General features: G+C 71.5%; 21 protein-coding genes. 5 read left to right on the plus strand and 16 right to left on the minus strand.

All coding sequences use genetic code 11. The features are described from left to right. The first annotated feature begins 156 nt into the window (after positions 1-156). Positions 157-1,122 carry a CAP domain-containing protein gene (locus OG259_RS12445; RefSeq protein WP_328942333.1) on the plus strand — a complete coding sequence of 322 codons (966 nt, stop codon included), beginning with the start codon at positions 157-159 and terminating at the stop codon, positions 1,120-1,122. Between the two features lie 253 nt (positions 1,123-1,375). Here the strand turns inward: OG259_RS12445 and OG259_RS12450 are convergent, their stop codons facing one another. Both OG259_RS12450 and OG259_RS12455 read right to left on the minus strand, forming a co-directional pair. Then, positions 1,376-2,053: a GAP family protein gene (locus tag OG259_RS12450; protein ID WP_328942334.1), complete on the minus strand. Its 678-nt coding sequence runs from the start codon at positions 2,051-2,053 to the stop codon at positions 1,376-1,378. A gap of 323 nt (positions 2,054-2,376) precedes the next feature. Further along, positions 2,377-2,961: a flavodoxin family protein gene (locus OG259_RS12455; protein ID WP_328942335.1), complete on the minus strand. Its 585-nt coding sequence runs from the start codon at positions 2,959-2,961 to the stop codon at positions 2,377-2,379. A gap of 133 nt (positions 2,962-3,094) precedes the next feature. On the opposite strand from OG259_RS12455, the gene OG259_RS12460 reads away from it, so the two are divergent. Then, positions 3,095-3,481: a winged helix-turn-helix transcriptional regulator gene (locus tag OG259_RS12460; protein WP_328942336.1), complete on the plus strand. Its 387-nt coding sequence runs from the start codon at positions 3,095-3,097 to the stop codon at positions 3,479-3,481. Positions 3,482-3,485: 4 nt separating this feature from the next. Here the strand turns inward: OG259_RS12460 and mutM are convergent, their stop codons facing one another. From mutM to OG259_RS12505, 9 genes are all read right to left on the minus strand, one after another. Beyond that, positions 3,486-4,346, minus strand: coding sequence for a bifunctional DNA-formamidopyrimidine glycosylase/DNA-(apurinic or apyrimidinic site) lyase (mutM, locus tag OG259_RS12465; protein WP_328942337.1), 861 nt, complete (start codon positions 4,344-4,346; stop codon positions 3,486-3,488). Positions 4,347-4,463: 117 nt separating this feature from the next. After that, positions 4,464-5,276, minus strand: a complete 813-nt coding sequence (gene rnc, locus OG259_RS12470) for a ribonuclease III (RefSeq protein ID WP_328942338.1) — start codon at positions 5,274-5,276, stop codon at positions 4,464-4,466. A gap of 20 nt (positions 5,277-5,296) precedes the next feature. Continuing rightward, a complete protein-coding gene (gene rpmF, locus OG259_RS12475) occupies positions 5,297-5,470 on the minus strand; it encodes a 50S ribosomal protein L32 (RefSeq protein WP_015036448.1) in 174 nt (57 codons plus the stop codon). Between the two features lie 2 nt (positions 5,471-5,472). After that, positions 5,473-6,156 (minus strand): YceD family protein, encoded by a 684-nt coding sequence (locus OG259_RS12480; protein ID WP_328947069.1) that lies wholly within the window; start codon positions 6,154-6,156, stop codon positions 5,473-5,475. Between the two features lie 168 nt (positions 6,157-6,324). After that, a complete protein-coding gene (locus OG259_RS12485) occupies positions 6,325-7,374 on the minus strand; it encodes an ATP synthase F0 subunit B (RefSeq protein ID WP_328942339.1) in 1,050 nt (349 codons plus the stop codon). Positions 7,375-7,483: 109 nt separating this feature from the next. Next, positions 7,484-7,963, minus strand: a complete 480-nt coding sequence (gene coaD / locus OG259_RS12490; protein WP_328947070.1) for a pantetheine-phosphate adenylyltransferase — start codon at positions 7,961-7,963, stop codon at positions 7,484-7,486. 26 nt (positions 7,964-7,989) lie between these two features. After that, positions 7,990-8,574: a 16S rRNA (guanine(966)-N(2))-methyltransferase RsmD gene (rsmD, locus tag OG259_RS12495; RefSeq protein WP_328942340.1), complete on the minus strand. Its 585-nt coding sequence runs from the start codon at positions 8,572-8,574 to the stop codon at positions 7,990-7,992. Positions 8,575-8,641: 67 nt separating this feature from the next. Next, positions 8,642-10,837 carry an ATP-dependent DNA helicase RecG gene (gene recG / locus OG259_RS12500; RefSeq protein WP_328942341.1) on the minus strand — a complete coding sequence of 732 codons (2,196 nt, stop codon included), beginning with the start codon at positions 10,835-10,837 and terminating at the stop codon, positions 8,642-8,644. Positions 10,838-10,896: 59 nt separating this feature from the next. After that, the gene (locus OG259_RS12505; protein ID WP_328942342.1) at positions 10,897-12,513 is read right to left on the minus strand and encodes a DAK2 domain-containing protein; all 1,617 of its coding nucleotides are present in this window, start codon (positions 12,511-12,513) and stop codon (positions 10,897-10,899) included. Positions 12,514-12,749: 236 nt separating this feature from the next. On the opposite strand from OG259_RS12505, the gene rpmB reads away from it, so the two are divergent. Next, complete coding sequence (gene rpmB / locus OG259_RS12510; RefSeq protein ID WP_015036441.1) at positions 12,750-12,935, plus strand: 50S ribosomal protein L28; 186 nt, start codon at positions 12,750-12,752, stop codon at positions 12,933-12,935. A gap of 136 nt (positions 12,936-13,071) precedes the next feature. Here rpmB and thiD read toward each other — a convergent pair whose 3' ends face one another. Continuing rightward, positions 13,072-13,872, minus strand: coding sequence for a bifunctional hydroxymethylpyrimidine kinase/phosphomethylpyrimidine kinase (gene thiD / locus OG259_RS12515; protein WP_328942343.1), 801 nt, complete (start codon positions 13,870-13,872; stop codon positions 13,072-13,074). After that, a complete protein-coding gene (locus OG259_RS12520) occupies positions 13,869-14,831 on the minus strand; it encodes a thiamine-phosphate kinase (RefSeq protein WP_073819075.1) in 963 nt (320 codons plus the stop codon). Before OG259_RS12520 ends, thiD begins: the two co-directional genes overlap by 4 nt. Positions 14,832-15,064: 233 nt before the next feature. Here OG259_RS12520 and OG259_RS12525 point away from each other — a divergent pair, with 233 nt between their 5' ends. Together OG259_RS12525 and OG259_RS12530 are read left to right on the plus strand one after the other, a co-directional pair. Then, positions 15,065-15,298, plus strand: a complete 234-nt coding sequence (locus OG259_RS12525; RefSeq protein WP_328942344.1) for an Lrp/AsnC ligand binding domain-containing protein — start codon at positions 15,065-15,067, stop codon at positions 15,296-15,298. Between the two features lie 23 nt (positions 15,299-15,321). Then, complete coding sequence (locus tag OG259_RS12530; RefSeq protein ID WP_328947071.1) at positions 15,322-15,801, plus strand: DUF3515 domain-containing protein; 480 nt, start codon at positions 15,322-15,324, stop codon at positions 15,799-15,801. 35 nt (positions 15,802-15,836) lie between these two features. Here the strand turns inward: OG259_RS12530 and OG259_RS12535 are convergent, their stop codons facing one another. The 3 genes from OG259_RS12535 to OG259_RS12545 form a co-directional block, all read right to left on the minus strand. Then, positions 15,837-16,976: a D-alanine--D-alanine ligase family protein gene (locus tag OG259_RS12535; protein WP_328942345.1), complete on the minus strand. Its 1,140-nt coding sequence runs from the start codon at positions 16,974-16,976 to the stop codon at positions 15,837-15,839. 138 nt (positions 16,977-17,114) lie between these two features. Further along, positions 17,115-18,116, minus strand: a complete 1,002-nt coding sequence (locus tag OG259_RS12540; protein WP_328942346.1) for an NAD(P)H-dependent glycerol-3-phosphate dehydrogenase — start codon at positions 18,114-18,116, stop codon at positions 17,115-17,117. After that, positions 18,113-18,865: a lysophospholipid acyltransferase family protein gene (locus tag OG259_RS12545; RefSeq protein WP_328942347.1), complete on the minus strand. Its 753-nt coding sequence runs from the start codon at positions 18,863-18,865 to the stop codon at positions 18,113-18,115. The genes OG259_RS12540 and OG259_RS12545 overlap by 4 nt, the downstream gene beginning before the upstream one ends. Between the last annotated feature and the right edge of the window lie 93 nt (positions 18,866-18,958).

The raw sequence follows: 18,958 nt of genomic DNA on the forward strand, positions 1-18,958 counted from the left end.
GGCTCGCATGGACTACAGTCCCGACCGAACACGCCCCACCCGTTCGGGCGTGCGCTGTTCGACTGACGGCCCGAAGCGGTGCCGACAGCAAAGGCCAGCAAAGATCAGCAAAGGCCAGCAGGACCCGCACAGGACCAGCAGAGGAAGGCAGACCAGATGGGACGCCACCGTCGCGCCGGAGCCGCACCCGCCGCCGAAGACTACGCGGACGGTACGGACCGCCGGCACCGGGGTACCCGCCGCAAGCGGCGCGGTGCGCCCCTGCGCACCGGCCTGCTCGGGGCCTCCGCCGCCGTCGCGGTGGGCGCCATCGCCGTCACCTCGGGCCTGCTGCCCGGCGGGGACACCTTCACGGTCGGCAGCGCCGGCACGAGCGAGCGTCCGAGCCAGTCGCGGCAGGCCCCGGAGCTGACCACCCAGGGCGGGTCCACCGGGACCCCGACGGGCGACTCGGCCTCCTCGGGCAGCGCGCGTACGAGCACGAAGGCGAGCGCGGGTACGGACAAGGGCAAGACGGCCTCGCCGTCGGCCAGCCCGTCCGCGAAGCCGACCCCGAAGGCGACGCCGACCCCGTCGAAGACCCCTTCGAAGGCGCCGACCAAGGCGCCGACCAAGGCGCCGACCACCAAGCCGGCCGCCCCGCGGATCACGGCCGCGCCCTCCACGAAGGCCCCGGCGCCGAAGCCGGACCCGACGACCGAGGCCCCGGTCGAGAAGACCTCGGCCCCTTCCACCGCCGACCGCGGCGTGGCCGCCGAGGCGGAGGTCGTCCGACTGGTCAACGCCGAGCGCGCCAAGGTGGGCTGCTCACCGGTGAGCGCCGACGCGCGGCTCGCCGCACTGGCCGGGGCGTTCAGCTCGGACATGGCGGCCCGCGGCTTCTTCGACCACACGGACCCGGACGGCGCAACGCCGTGGGCACGCGCCGAGAAGGCGGGCATCTCGGGCCTCGGCGGCGAGAACATCGCCCGCGGCCAGGCGGACGCGGCGTCCGTGATGGAGTCCTGGATGAACAGCGACGGCCACCGCGCCAACATCCTGAACTGCGACTTCACCACCCTGGGCGTCGGCGTCCACTTCGGCGACGGCGGCCCCTGGTGGACCCAGGACTTCGGCTACTGAGCCTCCCGCAGGTCAGAACTCTCCGCATGCGTATGGGCCGTCCCGGGGCCGTGATCGGCACCCGGGGCGGCCCATTTCGCGTCCACAGCGGTCCGCGTGCGGTCGTTTCTGCCAGTGGCGCGCTCCACCGGCGTTCCGTCGCCGCACCAGGGCGGCGGCTGCTGCCTCGATGCATCGAGGGAGCCCGATAGACAGTCCCGCGGCCGTGAAGCCGTTCGGCTCGACGCCTCACTCGGGCCGCCGATGGGAGGGCTCACCGACCGAGTCCGGTGAGCCCGTCTCCCAGAACGCCGGCGCCCAGAAGGAGGAGCACGATCACGGTGATCACGGTGCTGTTGGTGATCATGAATTGCCTGACACCGTCCAGGAACGACGCCGCGCGCCGCCCGCCGAGGAGATGGATGGCGACGGCGCCGAGGACGGTGCAGGATCCGACCAGAACGAAGACGGCGACGGCCACGACGAGATCGCCGTCGTGAGCCCCCGCTTCGACGATCGACGTGGCCGCCGAGGCCGCCAGGACGAGGTTCTTCGGGTTGGCGCCCGACAGCAGCGCACCGAGGAGCAGCGCCCGCGGGGCCGAGATGTCATCGAGTGACGCCATCCAGCGTGGCGTCTCGGCCTCGCTGCCGGCACGTGGACGCCGCCACCATGTGCGCGCCCCCAGCACGATGAGGGCCGCTCCGGCGACTACCCGTCCCCAGTCCGCGAGCGCCGACGAAGGGCTTTCGGGGTCGTCGGCTCCACCGAGTACGACCACGACGAGCGTTGCCACGATCCCGAGCCCGGCGACCCACCCGGCCGTGAACAGCAGGCCGTTGCGCCGGCCCTGTCGGCCGGCCAGGATCAGCACGATCCCGATCAGGGGGAAAGGGCTGAGGGCGACCGCGAGCGCCGCCGGCAACACAGCTCCGACTGCCTGGATCAGCACCGTCTCCCCTTCCGAACGCCACGCCCAGGCACTGCGGCGTGCCCGTCCCGGCAACGCTACCGAGCGCACCCGGCGGACGAGCTCTTGCGCCTCGGTCCATACGGGTCATCGCCCGCCGCGTCACATCTGACGCCGAGGGCGCCCGGATGCGGGAACCTCCCCCGTGTCTCCGGCGGCGACCGACGCTGACGGCCGGTGACCGCTACGGCGCAGGCCAGAGCCCCCGCCCCTCACTTCTTCGGCCACCGGGCCGACAGGCCGGCCGGATACGCGAAAGGGCCCCGTCACCTTCCCGGTGACGGGGCCCTTTCGCCTACGGGACGTCAGGCGGCGGCCCTGCCGACCGCGAAGGTGCGGGCCGTCAGGGCGACACGGCGGCCGAGGTGTTCGGCCGTGGCGACGTCCGCCTTGTGGACGCCCTCGGGGCCCAGGTCGCTGTGGGTCTGGGCGCCCGCGCCCGAGAAGAAGCCGAGGCGGTTGAGGTCGTTCTCAGAGGCCTCGCTGGTGTTCCAGCCGGGCTTGAGGCCGAGGTTGACCCAGGTCATGCCGTGCTGGCCGGCGAGGGTCTGGAAGAACTGCAGGGTGTGCAGCTTGTCGCCGCTCTTGGAGCCGGAGTTGGTGAAGCCGGCGGCGAGCTTGTCCAGCCAGGCGTCGGCGAACCAGCGCTTCGAGGAGGCCTCGGCGAACTGGTGGAAGGCGCCGGAGGCGGTGCCCATGTAGGTCGGGGAGCCGAAGACGATCGCGTCGGAGGAGTCGAGCAGCTCCCACTCGGCCTCGGTGATGCCGTCGACCTTGATCAGGTGGACGGTGGCGCCCGCGTCGGCGGCGCCGTCACGGACGGCCTCGGCCAGGACGGCGGTGTGGCCGTAGCCGGAGTGGTAGGCGATGGAGACGACGGGGGTGGTCACAAGGGGCTCCTTGGGCGGGGACGGATCCGTGGGGACCGGACGACCAGAAGCAAAGCACTAACTTTTCGATAGCGCAACCCATAGGTGAGCGCACTCATAGCGGTAAGCGCTGCGCGGGAGTACGGTGGAGGGCATGACTGACGACCTCGCCTACGACGTGTTCGCCCGGGCCTGCCCCTCGCGCGGCACGCTGGAGCACGTGACGGGCCGCTGGGGCAGCCTGACGCTGGGCGCCCTGCACGACGGGACGTTCCGGTTCAACGAGCTGCGGCGCCGGGTCGACGGCGTGAGCGAGAAGATGCTGTCGCAGACCCTGCACGCCCTGGAGCGCGACGGACTCGTCCATCGCGAGGCGCAGCCCACGAACCCGCCGCGGGTCGACTACCGGCTCACCCCGCTCGGCCGCGAGATCGCGGAGCGGCTGATCGGCCTGATCGAGCTGGTGGAGGGCCGTATGCCCCAAGTCGAGGCGGCCCGGGAGAGCTACGACGCGGAGCGCGAGGCCCCGGTCGGCACCTGATTCCTCAGGCGCTCGCGCGCGGCGGGCGCTGGCAGCGCGGGCAGAAGTAGCTGGAGCGGTTCATCCAGGCCCGGCGCCGCATCGGCGTACCGCAGCGGTGGCAGGGCTCGTCCTCGCGACCGTAGGCGTCGAGCGAGCGGTCGAAGTAGCCGGACTCGCCGTTGACGTTCACGTACAGGCTGTCGAAGCTGGTGCCGCCGACTTCGAGGGCCGCGTTCATCACGTCCCGGACGTGCCCGAGGAGTTCGGCCGAGCGCGGGCGGGTGAGGGTGGCGGTCGGCCGGTCGTAGTGCAGCCGGGAGCGCCAGAGCGCCTCGTCGGCGTAGATGTTGCCGACGCCGCTGATCAGCGACTGGTCGAGCAGTGCCCGCTTGACCGTCGTACGGCGCAGGCGCAGCGCGCTCTGGAAGGCGGCGTCGTCGAACTCGGGGTCCAGCGGGTCGCGGGCGATGTGCCCGATGACGTCCGGCAGCCCGTCGGGGGTCTGGTCGTGGAGCGAGAGCCCGCCGAAGGTGCGCTGGTCGACGAAGCGGAGTTCGGTGCCGGCGGAATCGTCGAACCGGATCCGGATGCGGAGGTGCTTCTCGTCGGCGGCGTCCTCCGGCTGGACGAGCAGCTGCCCGCTCATGCCGAGGTGTCCGAGGACGGAGACGCCGGTCTCGGCGAGCGGCAGCCAGAGGTACTTGCCACGCCGGCGCGCCACCTCGAAGCGGTGCCCCTTCAGCCGGGCCGCGAAGTCCGCGCCACCCGCCGGATGACGCCGTACGGCCCGGGGGTGCAGCACCTCGACCTCGGTCACGGTCCGCCCGGCGACCCAACGCTCCAGACCGCGCCGTACGACCTCGACCTCGGGCAGCTCGGGCACGGGACTCCTCCGGACGTACGTCTTCGACAGCGGTTCAACCCTACCGCCGCGGAATCGGCGGGAAAGACGAGAACCCCGCCCTGGGGCGGGGTTCTCGGGAAGCGGGGCTTCCGGCCGTCAGGCCGATGTCCGGTGGGCGGTCGTAGAGGGGTCGGAGACCGCTCCCGTTCCCGCCTCGGCCGCGGCCTTGGCCGCCGCCGCGCGTTCGTCCGCCGCCGCGCGAATCGCGCGCCATGCGGACTCCGCCGCCTGCTGTTCCGCTTCCTTCTTGCTGCGGCCGGTGCCGGTGCCGTACGAGACACCACCGACGCGGGCGGCAGCAGTAAACGTCTTCTCGTGGTCCGGGCCCTCTTCGGAGACGAGGTATTCCGGAACACCCAGGCCCTCGGCCGCGGTGAGCTCCTGGAGACTGGTCTTCCAGTCCAGGCCGGCACCGAGGTTCGAGGACTTCTCGATCAGCGGGTCGAAGAGCCGGTGCACCAGCTCGGACGCCGCGTCGAGGCCCTGGTCGAGATAGACCGCACCGATCACCGCTTCAAGGGTGTCGGCGAGGATGGACGCCTTGTCCCGGCCACCCGTGCCCTCTTCGCCCCGGCCGAGCCGGATGAAGGAGCCGAGTTCGAGTCCGCGCCCCACGTCCGCCAGCGCACGAGAGTTGACCACCGCGGCCCGCAGTTTGGCCAGCTGGCCTTCCGGCAGATCAGGGTGGGTCCGGTACAGCGTGTCCGTGACCACCAGGCCGAGCACGGAGTCCCCGAGGAACTCCAGCCGCTCGTTGGTGGGCAGACCGCCGTTCTCGTACGCGTACGAACGGTGGGTCAGCGCACGCACCAGAAGGGCGGACTCGAGCCGATAGCCGAGCCGCCCTTCCAGAAGCGTGTGGGACGAGGCATGGTCCGTCTTGTCGTCCGTCTTGCGGGACTCAGACATTGCGCCTCTCACCAGCCCAATCAGACCGAGAGGACCTGGCGCTTGTTGTAGGTGCCGCAGCTCGGGCACGCGATGTGCTGCAGCTTCGGCTCCTGGCAACGCTCACACGAAACCAGGGTGGGGACCGCAGCCTTCCACTGCGACCGGCGGTGGCGCGTGTTGCTGCGCGACATCTTCCGCTTCGGAACAGCCACGGCTACTTCTCCTGCTTCTCGGCGGCGCTTCGGACGTCCCCGTCAGAGGCTTTGCCGCTCATGTTGTCCTTCTCATCGGTTCCCAGCGAACCGGCGAGTCCCTGCAGTGCCGCCCAACGAGCGTCGACGGCGTCATGGTGGTGGTCCGGGTTCTCGTTCAGGTTGGTTCCACATTCGGAACACAGGCCTGCACAGTCCTCCCGGCACACCGGCTGCATCGGCAGTGCGAGCACCACCGCATCACGCAGCACGGGTTCGAGGTCGAACATGCCGTCCTCGAGGGGGATCATGTCCTCGTCTGCCTCGGCTTCGTCGTCCGCGGCCGCCTTGGAGCGGCCCCGGTCGTCGGAGTCGGGGTACGAGAACATCTCCTGGAAGTCCACATCGAGCTCCAGCTCGACGGGCTCCAGACACCTTACGCACTCCCCCTCGGCCGATGCACGGGCGGTGCCTGTGACAAGCACCCCTTCCATGACCGACTCAAGACGGAGATCGATTTCCACCGGAGCGCCCTGGGGCACTCCGATCACTCCTTCGACGCCCAGGTCCCTGGGGGCCTCGATCGAACGCGAGATCCGCTGGAGGGCACCAGGACGCCGCCCGAGCTCGTGTGTGTCGAACACGAGGGGGTTGCGGTGGTCAAGGCGCGTGCTCAGGGCTCTTCCTGCTTTCGAATCGTGTCGCATCGTGAGGAGGCTGCCGAACGTGGGCAGCAAGGATCGCGGACTACGCGCGACCGAAGAGCCAGGATACTGGACGCTTCGCTCAGGGCCCAATCCGGGCCTTGAGGGCTTACCGCCCCCGTCCCCGCCCGGCACCGTCCGGCCTGGATCCGCCGGACGGGCCCTGGCCGGCTAGTGACCCTGGCCCTGCTCGTACCGGCGGAGCTGCTCCAGGTCGATCATGCTCGTGTCGAAGAAGCTCGTCTCGTCGAGCGAGGCGCCCTGCTGCTGGTGGACCTGCTGCTGGACCGGCTGCTGGTACGCGTACGGGTCCTGCTGCTGGTAGCCGTAGGGGTCGGGGTGCTGCGGCTGCTGCTGGTACGCGTACGGGTCGGGCTGCTGCTGGACCTGCTGGTAGCCGGCGTACGGGTCGGGCTGCTGCTGCACCTGCTGGTACGCCGCGTACGGGTCGGGCTGGGGCTGCTGCTGGGCCGGGATCTGCACCGGCTCGGGGTCGGAGAGCTCCGCGAGTCCGGCGAGGTAGTCCGAGTCGCTGGTGTGCACGGTGCCGCCGAGACCGTCCTGGGCGGCCATGTGCTCGCCCAGGGCGTCGGTGGCGATCCGGCCGTGCAGCTTCTGCCGGCCCCGCCCGACGGCCTCCAGGGTCTTGCTGAGCACTGCCTCGAAGGCACCGAGCTTGGCGTCGACGTACTCGTCGGCCCGGTGGATTAGGGTCTGCGGGTCGGCGCTGTACTCGGGGGCGTCCTCGTCCGCGTAGCCGTCCTGGTCGAGGCCGGGACCGCGGCCGAGGAGCTTCTCGCGGCCCCGGTCGACGGAGCCGATGGTCTTGTTGAGGACGACCTCGAAGTTGGCGAGCTTGGAGTCGACGTAGTCGTCGGCCTCCGCGCGTACTTCCTCGGCCTCGCGGCGGGCCTCGGAGAGGATCCGGTCGGCCTCCTCCTGCGACTGCCGGGCGACCTGGGTGTCGGAGACGATCGTGCCGCGCTCGGCGTGGGCGGCCTCGATGATCCGGTCGGCCTCCTGGCGGGCCTGCTCGACCATGTGCTCGCGGCCGCCGATCAGCTCCTGGGCCTGGGCGAGGGAGCCGGGCAGGGCCTCCCGTACCTCTTCGAGCAGGGCGAGCAGCTCGGCCCGGTTGACCACGCAGGATGCCGACATGGGCATGGAGCGGGCGCCCTGCACGGTCGCGACGATCTCGTCGAGCTTCTTCTGTACGTCCACCGGGTGCTCGCCACTCTCTCAGCTGGATGGAGACGGACGGGACGACTGTAAGGGCAGTCGGCGCCCGTCCGACACCAGATGACGGAGCGTCAGCGACGGTGGCCGCGCGTCACTTCTGCGCCAGGCGCTCGGTGAGCCGGGGAAGCACCGTCGGCGGGACCAGGTGGGAGACGTCGCCGCCCCAGGCCGCGACCTCCTTGACCAGTGAGGAGGAGAGGAAGCTGTAGGTCGGGTTGGTGGGGACGAAGAGGGTCTCCACACCCGTGAGGCCGTTGTTCATCTGGGCCATCTGCAGCTCGTAGTCGAAGTCGCTGACCGCGCGCAGTCCCTTGACGATGGCGGGGATGTCGCGCTGCTTGCAGAAGTCGACGAGCAGTCCGTGGAAGGACTCCACCTCGACGTTGCCGAAGTCGGCGGTCACCTCGCGGATCAGCTCGATCCGCTCCTCGACCGTGAACAGGCCCTTCTTCGACTGGTTGATCATCACCGCGACATGTACGACGTCGTACAGCTTGGAGGCGCGGGCGATGATGTCGAGGTGTCCGTTGGTGATGGGGTCGAATGACCCCGGACAGACGGCGCGGCGCAACTTGGGTCCCTCGCTCTCCGGTCCGGTCATCGTGCGTCTTCGCACGTAGAGGCGGCGCGACCGTACCAAAACGTTCCCTCGCCGTAACGACGGGCCCGCAGTGGTTCGAAACCGGCCGGCCAGCCGAATTCGCCGCCTCTGGTGCTGCGCTCCACGGTGACGAGGGCATCCTCGCTCAGCCAGCCCCCCGAGCGCAGTGTGAGGAGAATCTCGCGGAGTTCCTCGTCGGAGACGGCGTACGGCGGGTCGAGGAAGACCAGGTCGTACGGGTCGGAGGGCGCCGGTCCCGTCACGATCTGCTCCGCTTTGCCGGTGCGGAGTTCGGCGCCGGGCAGACCGAGCGAGGAGATGTTCTCGCGGATGGTCTTCGCGGCGCGCGGTTCGGCCTCGACGAGGAGGGCGTGGGCGGCTCCCCGGGAGAGCGCTTCGAGGCCGACGGCGCCGGAGCCCGCGTACAGGTCGGCGACCCGTGCCCCGTCGAGGGTGCCGAGGAACGCTCCCCAGGTGGAGAAGAGGCCCTCGCGCGCCCGGTCGGAGGTGGGTCGGGTGCCGTTGCCGGGCGGCACTGCCAGGCGGCGCCCGCCGGCGGTGCCGGCGATCACGCGAGTCATCGGTGTCCTCGTCCTGCGTCGTCCAGTGCGTACGTCTCAGGATATGACCGCGGTCCACACCGTGCGGTCAGCCCTTCTCCAGGTACTCCTCCCGGTCCTTGTCGAGCAGGGCGTCGAGCGCGGTGCGCAGGCCGGGGTGGGCGGTGAGGTCGGGGTCGGCGAGGACGAGGGCGGTGGCCTCCTCGCGGGCGGCGGCGATGACCTCCTCGTCGTCGATGACGGTGAGGACCCGCAGGGAGGAGCGGACGCCGGACTGGGCCTGGCCGAGGACATCGCCCTCGCGTCGCTGTTCGAGGTCGATGCGGGAGAGCTCGAAGCCGTCGAGGGTGCCCGCGACGGCGGCGAGGCGCTGGCGGGCGGGGGTGGCCTCGGGCATCTCGCTGACGAGGAGGCAGAGGCCGGGGGCGGAGCCGCGGCCGACGCGGCCGCGGAGCTGGTGGAGCTGGGAGACGCCGAAGCGGTCGGCGTCCATGATCACCATGGCGGTGGCGTTGGGGACGTTCACGCCGACCTCGATGACGGTGGTGGCGACCAGGACGTCGAGCTCGCCCGCGGCGAAGCGGCGCATCACGTCGTCCTTGTCGTCCGGGTGCATCCTGCCGTGCAGGACGGCGATCCGGAGTCCGGTGAGGGGGCCGGTGCGGAGCTTCTCGGCGATGTCGAGGACGGCGAGCGGCGGGCGCTTCTCGGCCTCGTCCTCGGCGGACGCCTTGGCCTTCTTCTTCTGGTCCTCCTCGTCGCCGATGCGGGGGCAGACCACGTAGGCCTGGTGGCCCTTCTCGACCTCCTCGCGGACCCGCTCCCACGCGCGCGTGAGGAAGTGCGGTTTGTCGGCGGCGGGGACGACATGGCTGGCGATCGGGGAGCGTCCGGCGGGCAGCTGGTCGAGGACGGAGGTCTCCAGGTCGCCGAAGACGGTCATGGCGACCGTGCGCGGGATGGGGGTGGCGGTCATCACCAGGAGGTGCGGGGGCTGCTTCCCCTTGCCCCGGAGGGCGTCGCGCTGCTCGACGCCGAAGCGGTGCTGCTCGTCGACGACGACCAGGCCCAGGTCGTGGAACTGGACCTTGTCCTCGATCAGCGCGTGCGTGCCGATGACGAGGCCGGCCTCCCCCGTGACCAGGTCGAGCAGGGCCTGTCGGCGTGCGGGAACCCCCATGGATCCGGTGAGCAGGACGACCTTGGTGGCCCGCTCGGCGCCGCCGAGCATCCCGCCCTCGGCGAGCTCGCCCATCATCTCGGTGACCGAGCGGTGGTGCTGCTGGGCGAGGACCTCGGTGGGGGCGAGCATGGCGGCCTGTCCCCCGGAGTCGACGACGGCGAGCATGGCGCGCAGCGCCACCATCGTCTTTCCGGAGCCCACCTCGCCCTGGAGCAGGCGGTGCATGGGGTGTTCGGTGGCGAGGTCGTCGAAGATCTCCTTGGAGGCCTTCTGCTGGCCGTCGGTGAGGGTGAAGGGGAGCTTGGCGTCGAAGGCGTCGAGGATGCCGTCGGGGGCGGGTCGCCGGGCGACGGCGGGGAGTTGGGTGTCGGCGTGCCGACGGCGGGCGAGGGCGACCTGGAGGACGAAGGCCTCGTCCCACTTGAGGCGCTCGCGCGCGGTGGCGATGTCGGCCTTGGTGCGGGGCCGGTGGATGAGCCGGAGGGCGTCGGGCAGCTCGGCGAGGCCGCGGCCCTCGCGCAGGGCGTCGGGGAGCGGGTCGATTGCGTCGACGGCGCTGGGCAGGACGGCGTCGACGGCCTTGGCGATCTTCCAGGACTCCATCTTGGTGGTGGCCGGATAGATCGGGATGAGCGCGCCGGCCCAGACGTCGACGGCCTCCTCGCCGTCGCCGCGGAGGAGTTCGTACGACGGGTGGGCGAGCTGGAGGCGCCGGTTGAAGAGCGAGACCTTGCCGGCGAACATCGCGCGGGTGCCGGGCAGCAGGTCGTGGTGGGGCTTGTGGACGCCCTTGCCGAAGAAGACCAGCTGGAGGCGGCCGCTGCCGTCGGTGATGGTCACTTCGAGGCGCTGGCCGCGCCCCTTGGAGCCGTTGAAGGTGTGCACACGGGCGTCGGCGACCTGCGCGACCACCGTGACGTGCTCGTCGAGCGGCAGGTCGGAGAGGGCGGTCAGCTCCCCCCGCTCGGCGTACCGGCGGGGGTAGTGGTGGAGCAGGTCCCCGACCGTGTGCAGGTCGAGTGCCTCGGCCAGGACCTTCGCGGTGGCGGGGCCGAGGGACTTCTTGCTGAGTGGTTCGTCGAGCGCGGGCACGCCATCCATTGCACACCACGGGACTGACACGCGTGCGGAGGGTTGTGGACGACCTCCCGGAACGGCGCCTATTCCACCCCGATGAGCAGCGGCGGTGCGCCCGCGCCCGCGTGGTACGTGGTGGTGTCGACGGCGAGGTAGCCGCGCCGGACGTGGGCCTCCAGGTCGGGGGCGAGTCCGGGCGGGGTGTCGTCGGCGACGACGAGGGTGACGAGTTCGCCGCCCGCGGAGAGCATCCGGTCCAGGACCGTGCGGGCCGTGTCGGTGAGGTCCTTGCCGATGACGGCGACGTCGCCCTCGATGAGGCCGAGGATGTCGCCGGCCTGGCAGACGCCGGCCGAGGTGAAGGACTGGCGTTCGGCGACGGCGAGTTCGGCGTAGCGGGTGGCTCCGGCGGCGGCCGTCATGGCGACGACGTCCTCGTCGAAGCGCCGGTCGGGTTCGTGGACGGCGAGGGCCGCGATGCCCTGGACGGCGGCCCTGGTCGGGATGAGGGCGACGCGGATGCCCTCGGCCCTGGCGCGTTCCGCGGCCGCCGCGGCGGTCCGGCGCAGGTCGGTGTCGTTGGGCAGGAGGACGACCTCGCGCGCGTGGGCCCGTCGGATCGCGTCGAGGAGTTCGTCGCCGGCGGGCTGTTCGCCGGGCATGGTCCGCACGGTGGTCGCGCCCGCTTCGGCGCAGAGCCCGGCGAGGCCCTCGCCGGGGACGACGGCGACGACCGCGCGCTGGGCGCGTTCCCCGCGTCCCGCGGTGGCGGTCGCGTCGGCGGCGAAGTGGGTGATCCGGATGCGGTGCGGCCGGCCGGCCTCGACTCCCGCCTCGACGGCCGCGCCGGCGTCGTCGACGTGCACATGGACGTTCCACAGTCCGTCGCCGCCGACGACGACGAGGGACTCCCCCAGGGCGTCGAGCCGGGACCGGAGCAGCTCCACGGCCGCGTCCTCGGCCTCCAGGAGGTAGATCACCTCGTAGGCGGGCCCGTCCTCGGCGGGGCATTCCTCGCGGGGCGCGGGCATGAGCGGGGTCGTGGCGGCGGGGGGCGGGGTCTGGCCGGTCACGGTTTCGAGGAGGGCGCCGAGGACCGTCACCAGGCCCCTGCCGCCCGCGTCGACGACTCCGGCGCGTTCGAGGACGTCGAGCTGCCCGGAGGTGGCCGCGAGGGCCGCCCTGGCCCCGTGGTGGGCGTTCCTGGCCACGTCGACGAGTCCGCCGCCGGCGGCGCAGGCCCCGGCGGCGGCGCTCGCGACGGTGAGGATGGTGCCTTCGACGGGGTGGGCGACGGCCTGCCGGGCCGCGCTCGCGGCCTCGGCGAGGGCGCGGGCCAGGTGATCACCGTCACAGCCCTCGGCGAGGACGCCCGCCATGCCGCGCAGGAGCTGGGAGAGGATCGTGCCGGAGTTGCCGCGGGCGCCGAGCAGGGCGCCGTGGGCCATGGCCCGTACGGTCTCGGCGGTGTCGGGTTCGGGTGCGGAGGCGGCGAAGACGGCCTCGACGGCCTGGTGGGCGGCTTCCGCCGTCAGGTACAGATTGGTGCCGGTGTCCCCGTCCGCCACGGGATAGACGTTGATCGCGTCGATCTCCTCGCGCTCCCGGCCGAGCGCGTCGAGCGCCCGCGCGCACCAGGACCTGACCGCCTCGGCGTCGAGCTCGACGAGCTCCTCGAAGGGCTGAAGGGCTCGCGACAACGGGGGTCCTCCTTCGGCGGTGAGCTCACCGCAGGGTAGACCCGAGGTGTCCGGCTCGTGACCTGGGCCCGAGGCGAGGTCCGCCGAGTCCGTGGTAGTTTCGTTCCACCGAAGCAGGCGTTGTATGCTGCTTCGGTTGCCCGGTTCACACCGGGCCATCCCCCGGCAAGCCACTTCAGACTCCTGATTCCGGTGCGCCGGATTTCACTGTAATTCTGAAGTCTTTGGAGTGACCCGTGGCTGCCAACTGCGACGTCTGCGGCAAGGGGCCGGGCTTCGGCAACAACATTTCGCACTCGCACCGCCGTACGCCCCGTCGCTGGAACCCGAACATCCAGCGTGTGCGTGCCGTGGTCGGTCGGACGCCGAAGCGGCTCAACGTCTGCACCTCGTGCATCAAGGCCGGCAAGGTCTCGCGCTAATTGCGACGCGTGTTCTGTCGTAGCGCAGCCCCTGCGGTTGCCTTGAAAGGCCGGTTCACCTAGGTGAACCGGCCTTTTGCCTTGCCCGGAAACGGTCGAGCGGCCGAAGGCCCCTGTCGGAGGCCTCCGGAAACCCTCAGTCTCTGAACCGCCAGCCGTGATCGACCGGCCCGATGCCCGCGCCCAGCGCGAACCCGGCGCCGATGGCCCCCGTGACGTACTCCTTGGCCTCCCGCACCGCCTCCGGCACCGGGAGTCCCTTGGCGAGCCCGGACGCCACCGCGGACGCGAGCGTGCAGCCCGTCCCGTGGGTGTGCCGGTTGTCGTGGCGCGGGGCGCGCAGCCAGTGCTCCTCGGATCCGTCCGTCAGCAGGTCCACGGCCTCCCGGCCGGTGGGCAGGTGCCCGCCCTTGATCAGGACCCACTCCGGCCCGTACGACAGGATCGCCTCGGCCGCGACCCGCATGTCGGCCTCGTAGACGACGTGGACGCCCGTGAGCTGTGTCACCTCGTCCAGGTTCGGGGTGGCGACGGTGGCCCGGGGCAGCAGCTTCGTCCGGACGGAGTCGAGCGCGCTCTCGGCGAGCAGGGAGTCCCCGTGCTTGGAGACGCCGACCGGGTCGACGACGACCGGGGCGCCGGTGTCGCCGAGCAGCTCGGCGACGGTCTCCACGAGAGCCGCCGAGGCCAGCATGCCGGTCTTGACGGCCTGGACGCCGATGTCGTCGACGACGGCCCGGTACTGGGCGCGTACGGCTTCCACCGGCAGCTCCCAGACGCCCTGGACGCCCCGCGAGTTCTGGGCGGTGACGGCCGTGAGCACGCTCATGCCGTGGACGCCGAGCGCGAGCATCGTCTTCAGGTCGGCCTGGATGCCGGCGCCGCCGCCGGAGTCGGATCCGGCGACGGTCAGCACGAGCGGGGGCCGGGAGGTCACTCGGTCTCCCCGAAGTGGTCCCAGCCGCCCACGCTGTGCCAGGGCGCGCCGTCCACGGTGACCTGCGGCAGCGCCGAGGGGTTGAGGACCTCGCCGATGACCTTCCAGCGGGCGGGCAGCTTCACGTCGGGCGGGAAGGTGGCCACGATGGCGTGGTCCTCTCCCCCGGTGAGCACCCACTGCATGGGGTCGACACCGACGGCCTGGCCGATGTCGTTCATCTGGGTGGGGATGTCGATGAGGCCGGAGCGCAGGTCGATGCGGACCTTGCTGGCCTCGGCGATGTGCCCGAGGTCGGCGATGAGGCCGTCGCTGACGTCGCACATGGCGGTGGCGCCGAGACCGGCGGCGGCGGGACCCGCGTGGTACGGCGGTTCGGGCCTGCGGTGGGCCTCGACGAAGGCGCGCGGGGACCGGAAGCCCCGGGAGAGCACCGCGTATCCGGCGGCGGACCAGCCGAGCCAGCCCGTGTAGGCGACGACGTCGCCGGGCTGGGCGCCGCCCCGGGTGACCGGGTCGTGGTTGCGGAGGTCGCCGAGGGCGGTGATGGAGACCATGATCGTGTCGCCCCGGACGACGTCGCCGCCGACCACCGCGGCGCCCGCGACCTGACATTCGTCGCGCAGGCCGTCCATGAGTTCGGTGGGCCAGGTGACGGGGAGTTCGGCGGGGACGACCAGGCCGAGGAGGAGCGCTGTGGGGACCGCGCCCATGGCCGCGATGTCGGCGAGGTTCTGTGCCGCTGCCTTGCGGCCGACGTCGTACGCCGTCGACCAGTCGCGGCGGAAGTGACGTCCTTCGAGGAGGATGTCCGTGCTGGCCACCACGCGCCGGTCGGGGGCGGAGACGACCGCGGCGTCGTCGCCGGGCCCGATCCGTACCGCCGGGGTGGAGGTGAGCCGGGACGTGAGCTCCCTGATGAGCCCGAACTCGCCCAGCTCTCCGACTGTGCCCTTCACCGCGCCTCACCTCGTGTCTTCGTGCCGGCCGGCGGGCGGGGGCGCGTCTGTTCGCGCCGCGGGTCGCGGGCCGTCACCGTGCTGGGTACCGTCAAGTAGACCGTCAACTTCTGTCCTGCGTACGCCACCCCGCGAGCGCCTCGGGACACGCAGGTCTCCCCGCAGCCCGCGGCGACGCGGTACCGTGGCGTCCCTTTCTCCCACAAGATCCTCGTGGTCGCCCTGGAGGTTCCGTGGTTCAGGCGTACATCCTCATCCAGACCGAGGTGGGCAAGGCGTCGACCGTCGCCGACACCATCTCCAAGATCCAGGGGGTCATCCAGGCCGAAGACGTGACCGGTCCGTACGACGTGATCGTGCGCGCGCAGGCGGACACCGTCGACGAGCTGGGCCGCATGGTGGTCGCCAAGGTCCAGCAAGTGGACGGCATCACGCGCACCCTCACCTGCCCGGTCGTTCATCTGTAGCCCCCGTCTACGCTTGGCCGGTGATGTCTTCCCACCGGCCCTTCGGCCTGCCCGCCGCCGTCACGGCAGCCGTATCGCTGCTGGCCGTCGCCGGCTGCTCCTCGTCGGACGCCGCGGCGTCCGTCGAGGTTCCCAGCCCACCGGCGGCGGAGGCCGCCTTCTGCCAGGCCTTGGCGAAGGAGCTTCCCGACACCTTGGCGGGGCTGGAGCGGAGTGACCCGGAGCCCGGCTCCGAGCTGACCGCCGGCTGGGGTGACGGTGCGATCGTACTGCGCTGCGGGGTGCCCCGGCCCGAAAAGATGAGCGATCCCAAGGCGCAGGGCATCGAGGCGAACGGCGTGAACTGGATGCTGGAGCGCCCCGAGGGCGCCGGGCCCCGGTTCACCTCGACGTATCGGAAGACGTACATCGAGGTGCAGCTCGACAAGCGGTACGCGCACGACATCACGCCGCTCGCCGATCTCGCCGAGCCCGTACGGAAGACCGTGCCGCCCAGCCTCTGAGAGGCGGGGGCACGGTCTTTTCGTGGTGCTACGGATCAGCGCAGGCCCGTGGAGCGGTTCAGCGCGGCCTGGATGAGGCGGTCGACGAGCTCCGGGTAGCTCACGCCGCTCTCCTGCCACATGCGCGGGTACATGGAGATCGGCGTGAAGCCCGGCATGGTGTTGATCTCGTTGATGACGAAATCGCCGTCCTCGGTGAGGAAGAAGTCGGCGCGGACCAGGCCCTCGCAGGAGACCGCCTCGTAGGCGGCGACGGCCAGGCGCTGGATCTCGGCGGTGGCCTCGTCCCCGATGGGCGCGGGCACGATGCCGGAGGCCGAGTCGATGTACTTGGCCTCGAAGTCGTAGAAGTCGTGGTTCGTGACCGGCGGGATCTCGGCCGGCACGCTGGCCCGGGGGCCGTCCTCGAACTCCAGGACGCCGCACTCGATCTCCCGGCCGCGCAGCAGCGACTCGACGAGGATCTTGGGGTCGTGGCGGCGGGCCTCCTCGATGGCCTCGTCCAGGCCGGAGAGGTCGTCGACCTTGGTGATGCCCATGGAGGAGCCGCCGCGGGCCGGCTTCACGAAGAGCGGCCAGCCGTGCTCGGCGGCGAACTCGACGATCTTCTTGCGGGCGGCGGCGGGGTTCTGCTCCCACTCGCGCGGCCGGATGACCTCGTACGGGCCGACCGGGAGACCGAAGGAGACGAAGACCCGCTTCATGTACTCCTTGTCCTGGCCGACGGCGGAGGCGAGGACGCCCGCACCGACGTAGGGGACGCCGGAGAGCTCCAGGAGGCCCTGAAGGGTGCCGTCCTCGCCGTACGGGCCGTGGAGCATCGGGAAGACCACGTCGACCTCGCCGAGGGCCCTCGGCACGGCGCCGGGCTCGGTGAGGACGACCTCGCGGTTGGCGGGGTCGACGGAGAGGACGACACCGCCCTCCTCGGACTCGGCCAGGTCGGCGACGTTGGGCAGGGCGCGGTCGGCGATGGCCATGCGCTCGGGGGCGTCGGCGGTGAGCGCCCAGCGCCCGTCCGTCGTGATGCCGATGGGCAGCACGTCGTACTTGTCCCGGTCGATGGCGCTCAGGACGGCGCCCGCCGTGACGACGGAGATGGCGTGCTCGGAGCTGCGTCCGCCGAAGACGACGGCCACGCGCGGCTTGCGGGGGCTCTGGGTGTTCTCGCTCATATCGCGATGAGCGTACCTTGCGAGTCCCGAACGACCTTGCGGCCCCGGTCCCCTCGCGCGCGTCCGGCTCAGCGGCGCGCAGGGGGCACGGGGCGGCTACCGGGCGAGGGCCGAGGGCTCGGCGGCGCCCGGTGGCGCTCAGCGGCGCTCGGCCTTGGCGCTGCGCGACATCAGTTCCTTGAGGGCGACGACCGGCGGCTTCCCGTCGTGGACGATCGAGACGACGGTTTCGGTGATGGGCATGTCGACGCCGTGGCGGCGGCCCAGATCGAGCACGGACTCGCAGGACTTGACGCCCTCGGCGGTCTGCTTGGTGGCCGCGATCGTCTCCTGGAGGGTCATCCCGCGGCCGAGGTTGGTGCCGAAGGTGTTGTTCCGGGAGAGCGGCGAGGAGCAGGTGGCGACGAGATCGCCGAGGCCCGCGAGGCCGGAGAAGGTGAGCGGGTCGGCGCCCATGGCGAGGCCGAGCCGGGTGGTCTCGGCGAGGCCCCGGGTGATGAGCGTGGCCTTGGAGTTGTCGCCGAGGCCCATGCCGTTGGCGATGCCGACGGCGAGCCCGATGACGTTCTTGACCGCGCCGCCGAGTTCACAGCCCACCACGTCGGTGTTGGTGTACGGGCGGAAGTACGGGGTCATGCAGGCGGTCTGGAGCCGCTGCGCGACCGTCTCGTCGACGCAGGCGACGACGGCGGCGGCGGGCTGCCGGGCGGCGATCTCCTTGGCCAGGTTGGGGCCGGTGAGGACGGCCACGCGCTCGGCGGGCACGTCGGCGACCTCCGTGATGACCTCGCTCATGCGCTTGGCGGTGCCGAGTTCGACGCCCTTCATGAGGGAGACGAGGACGGTGTCGGGCGCGAGCATCGGCGACCAGGCGGCGAGGTTGCCGCGCAGGGTCTGCGAGGGCACGACGAGGACGGTGAAGTCGGCGTCGTGGGCGGCCTCGGCGGGGTCGGCGGTGGCCGTGATCGCCGCGGGGAGCTCGACGCCCGGCAGGTAGTCGGGGTTGACCCGGGTCGCGTTGATCTCCTTGGCGAGTTCGGCGCGGCGGCCCCAGAGGCTCACCTCGCAGCCCGCGTCGGCGAGCACCATCGCGAAGGCGGTACCCCAGGATCCGTTTCCGAAGACGGCTGCCTTGGTCATTTGGTGCCCCCTTCGGCGGCCTTGCGCCGCTGCTCCAGGCGCGCCTTGCGGTGGTCGTACGGTTCGGCGGGCGCCTGTTCGCCGCGGACCTGCTCCAGGATCGCGGTGATCGCGGCCATGATGACCTCGGTCGCCTCGCGGAGCACCTCGGGTGTGGGTTCGAGTCCGTAGAAGCGGGAGAGGTCGACGGGCGGACCGGCCTGCACGATCAGGGTCTTGCGGGGGAACAGGCTGAGCTTGTTCTCCTTGGCGTACGGCGGCATCGCGAGGTTGGCGCCCCACTGGGCCACCGGGATGACGGGGGCCCGGGTGAGCAGCGCGACGCGCGCGGCACCGGTCTTGCCCGCCATGGGCCACATGTCGGGGTCCCGGGTCAGGGTGCCCTCGGGGTAGAAGGCGACGCACTCGCCGCGTTCGATGGCGTCGACGGCGGCGCGGAACGCGTCGAGCGCGTTGGTCGTCTCGCGGTAGACGGGGATCTGCCCGGTGCCGCGGAGCATCATGCCGACGAAGGGGGCCTTGAAGAGGGCCGCCTTGGCCAGGAGGCGCGGGACGCGGCCGGTGTTGTACTGGTAATGCGCGTAGGACAGCGGGTCCAGGTAGGAGTTGTGGTTGACCGCGGTGATGAAACCGCCGTCGGCCGGAATGTGCTCCATACCGCGCCAGTCCCGCTTGAACAGAACCACCAGGGGGGGTTTGGCGATGACCGCCGCGAGGCGGTACCAGAAGCCGATTCTGCGGCGGGGCACTCGTACACCTTTCTCCGGGACCGGCTGGCAGGGGGTCAAGTGTCGCCCCATGCTCCAGCTCTGTCGAGTGACACCGTACGCCCCGGGCCCCCC

It is taken from the genome of Streptomyces sp. NBC_00250 (assembly GCF_036192275.1).
GTDB lineage: Bacteria > Actinomycetota > Actinomycetes > Streptomycetales > Streptomycetaceae > Streptomyces.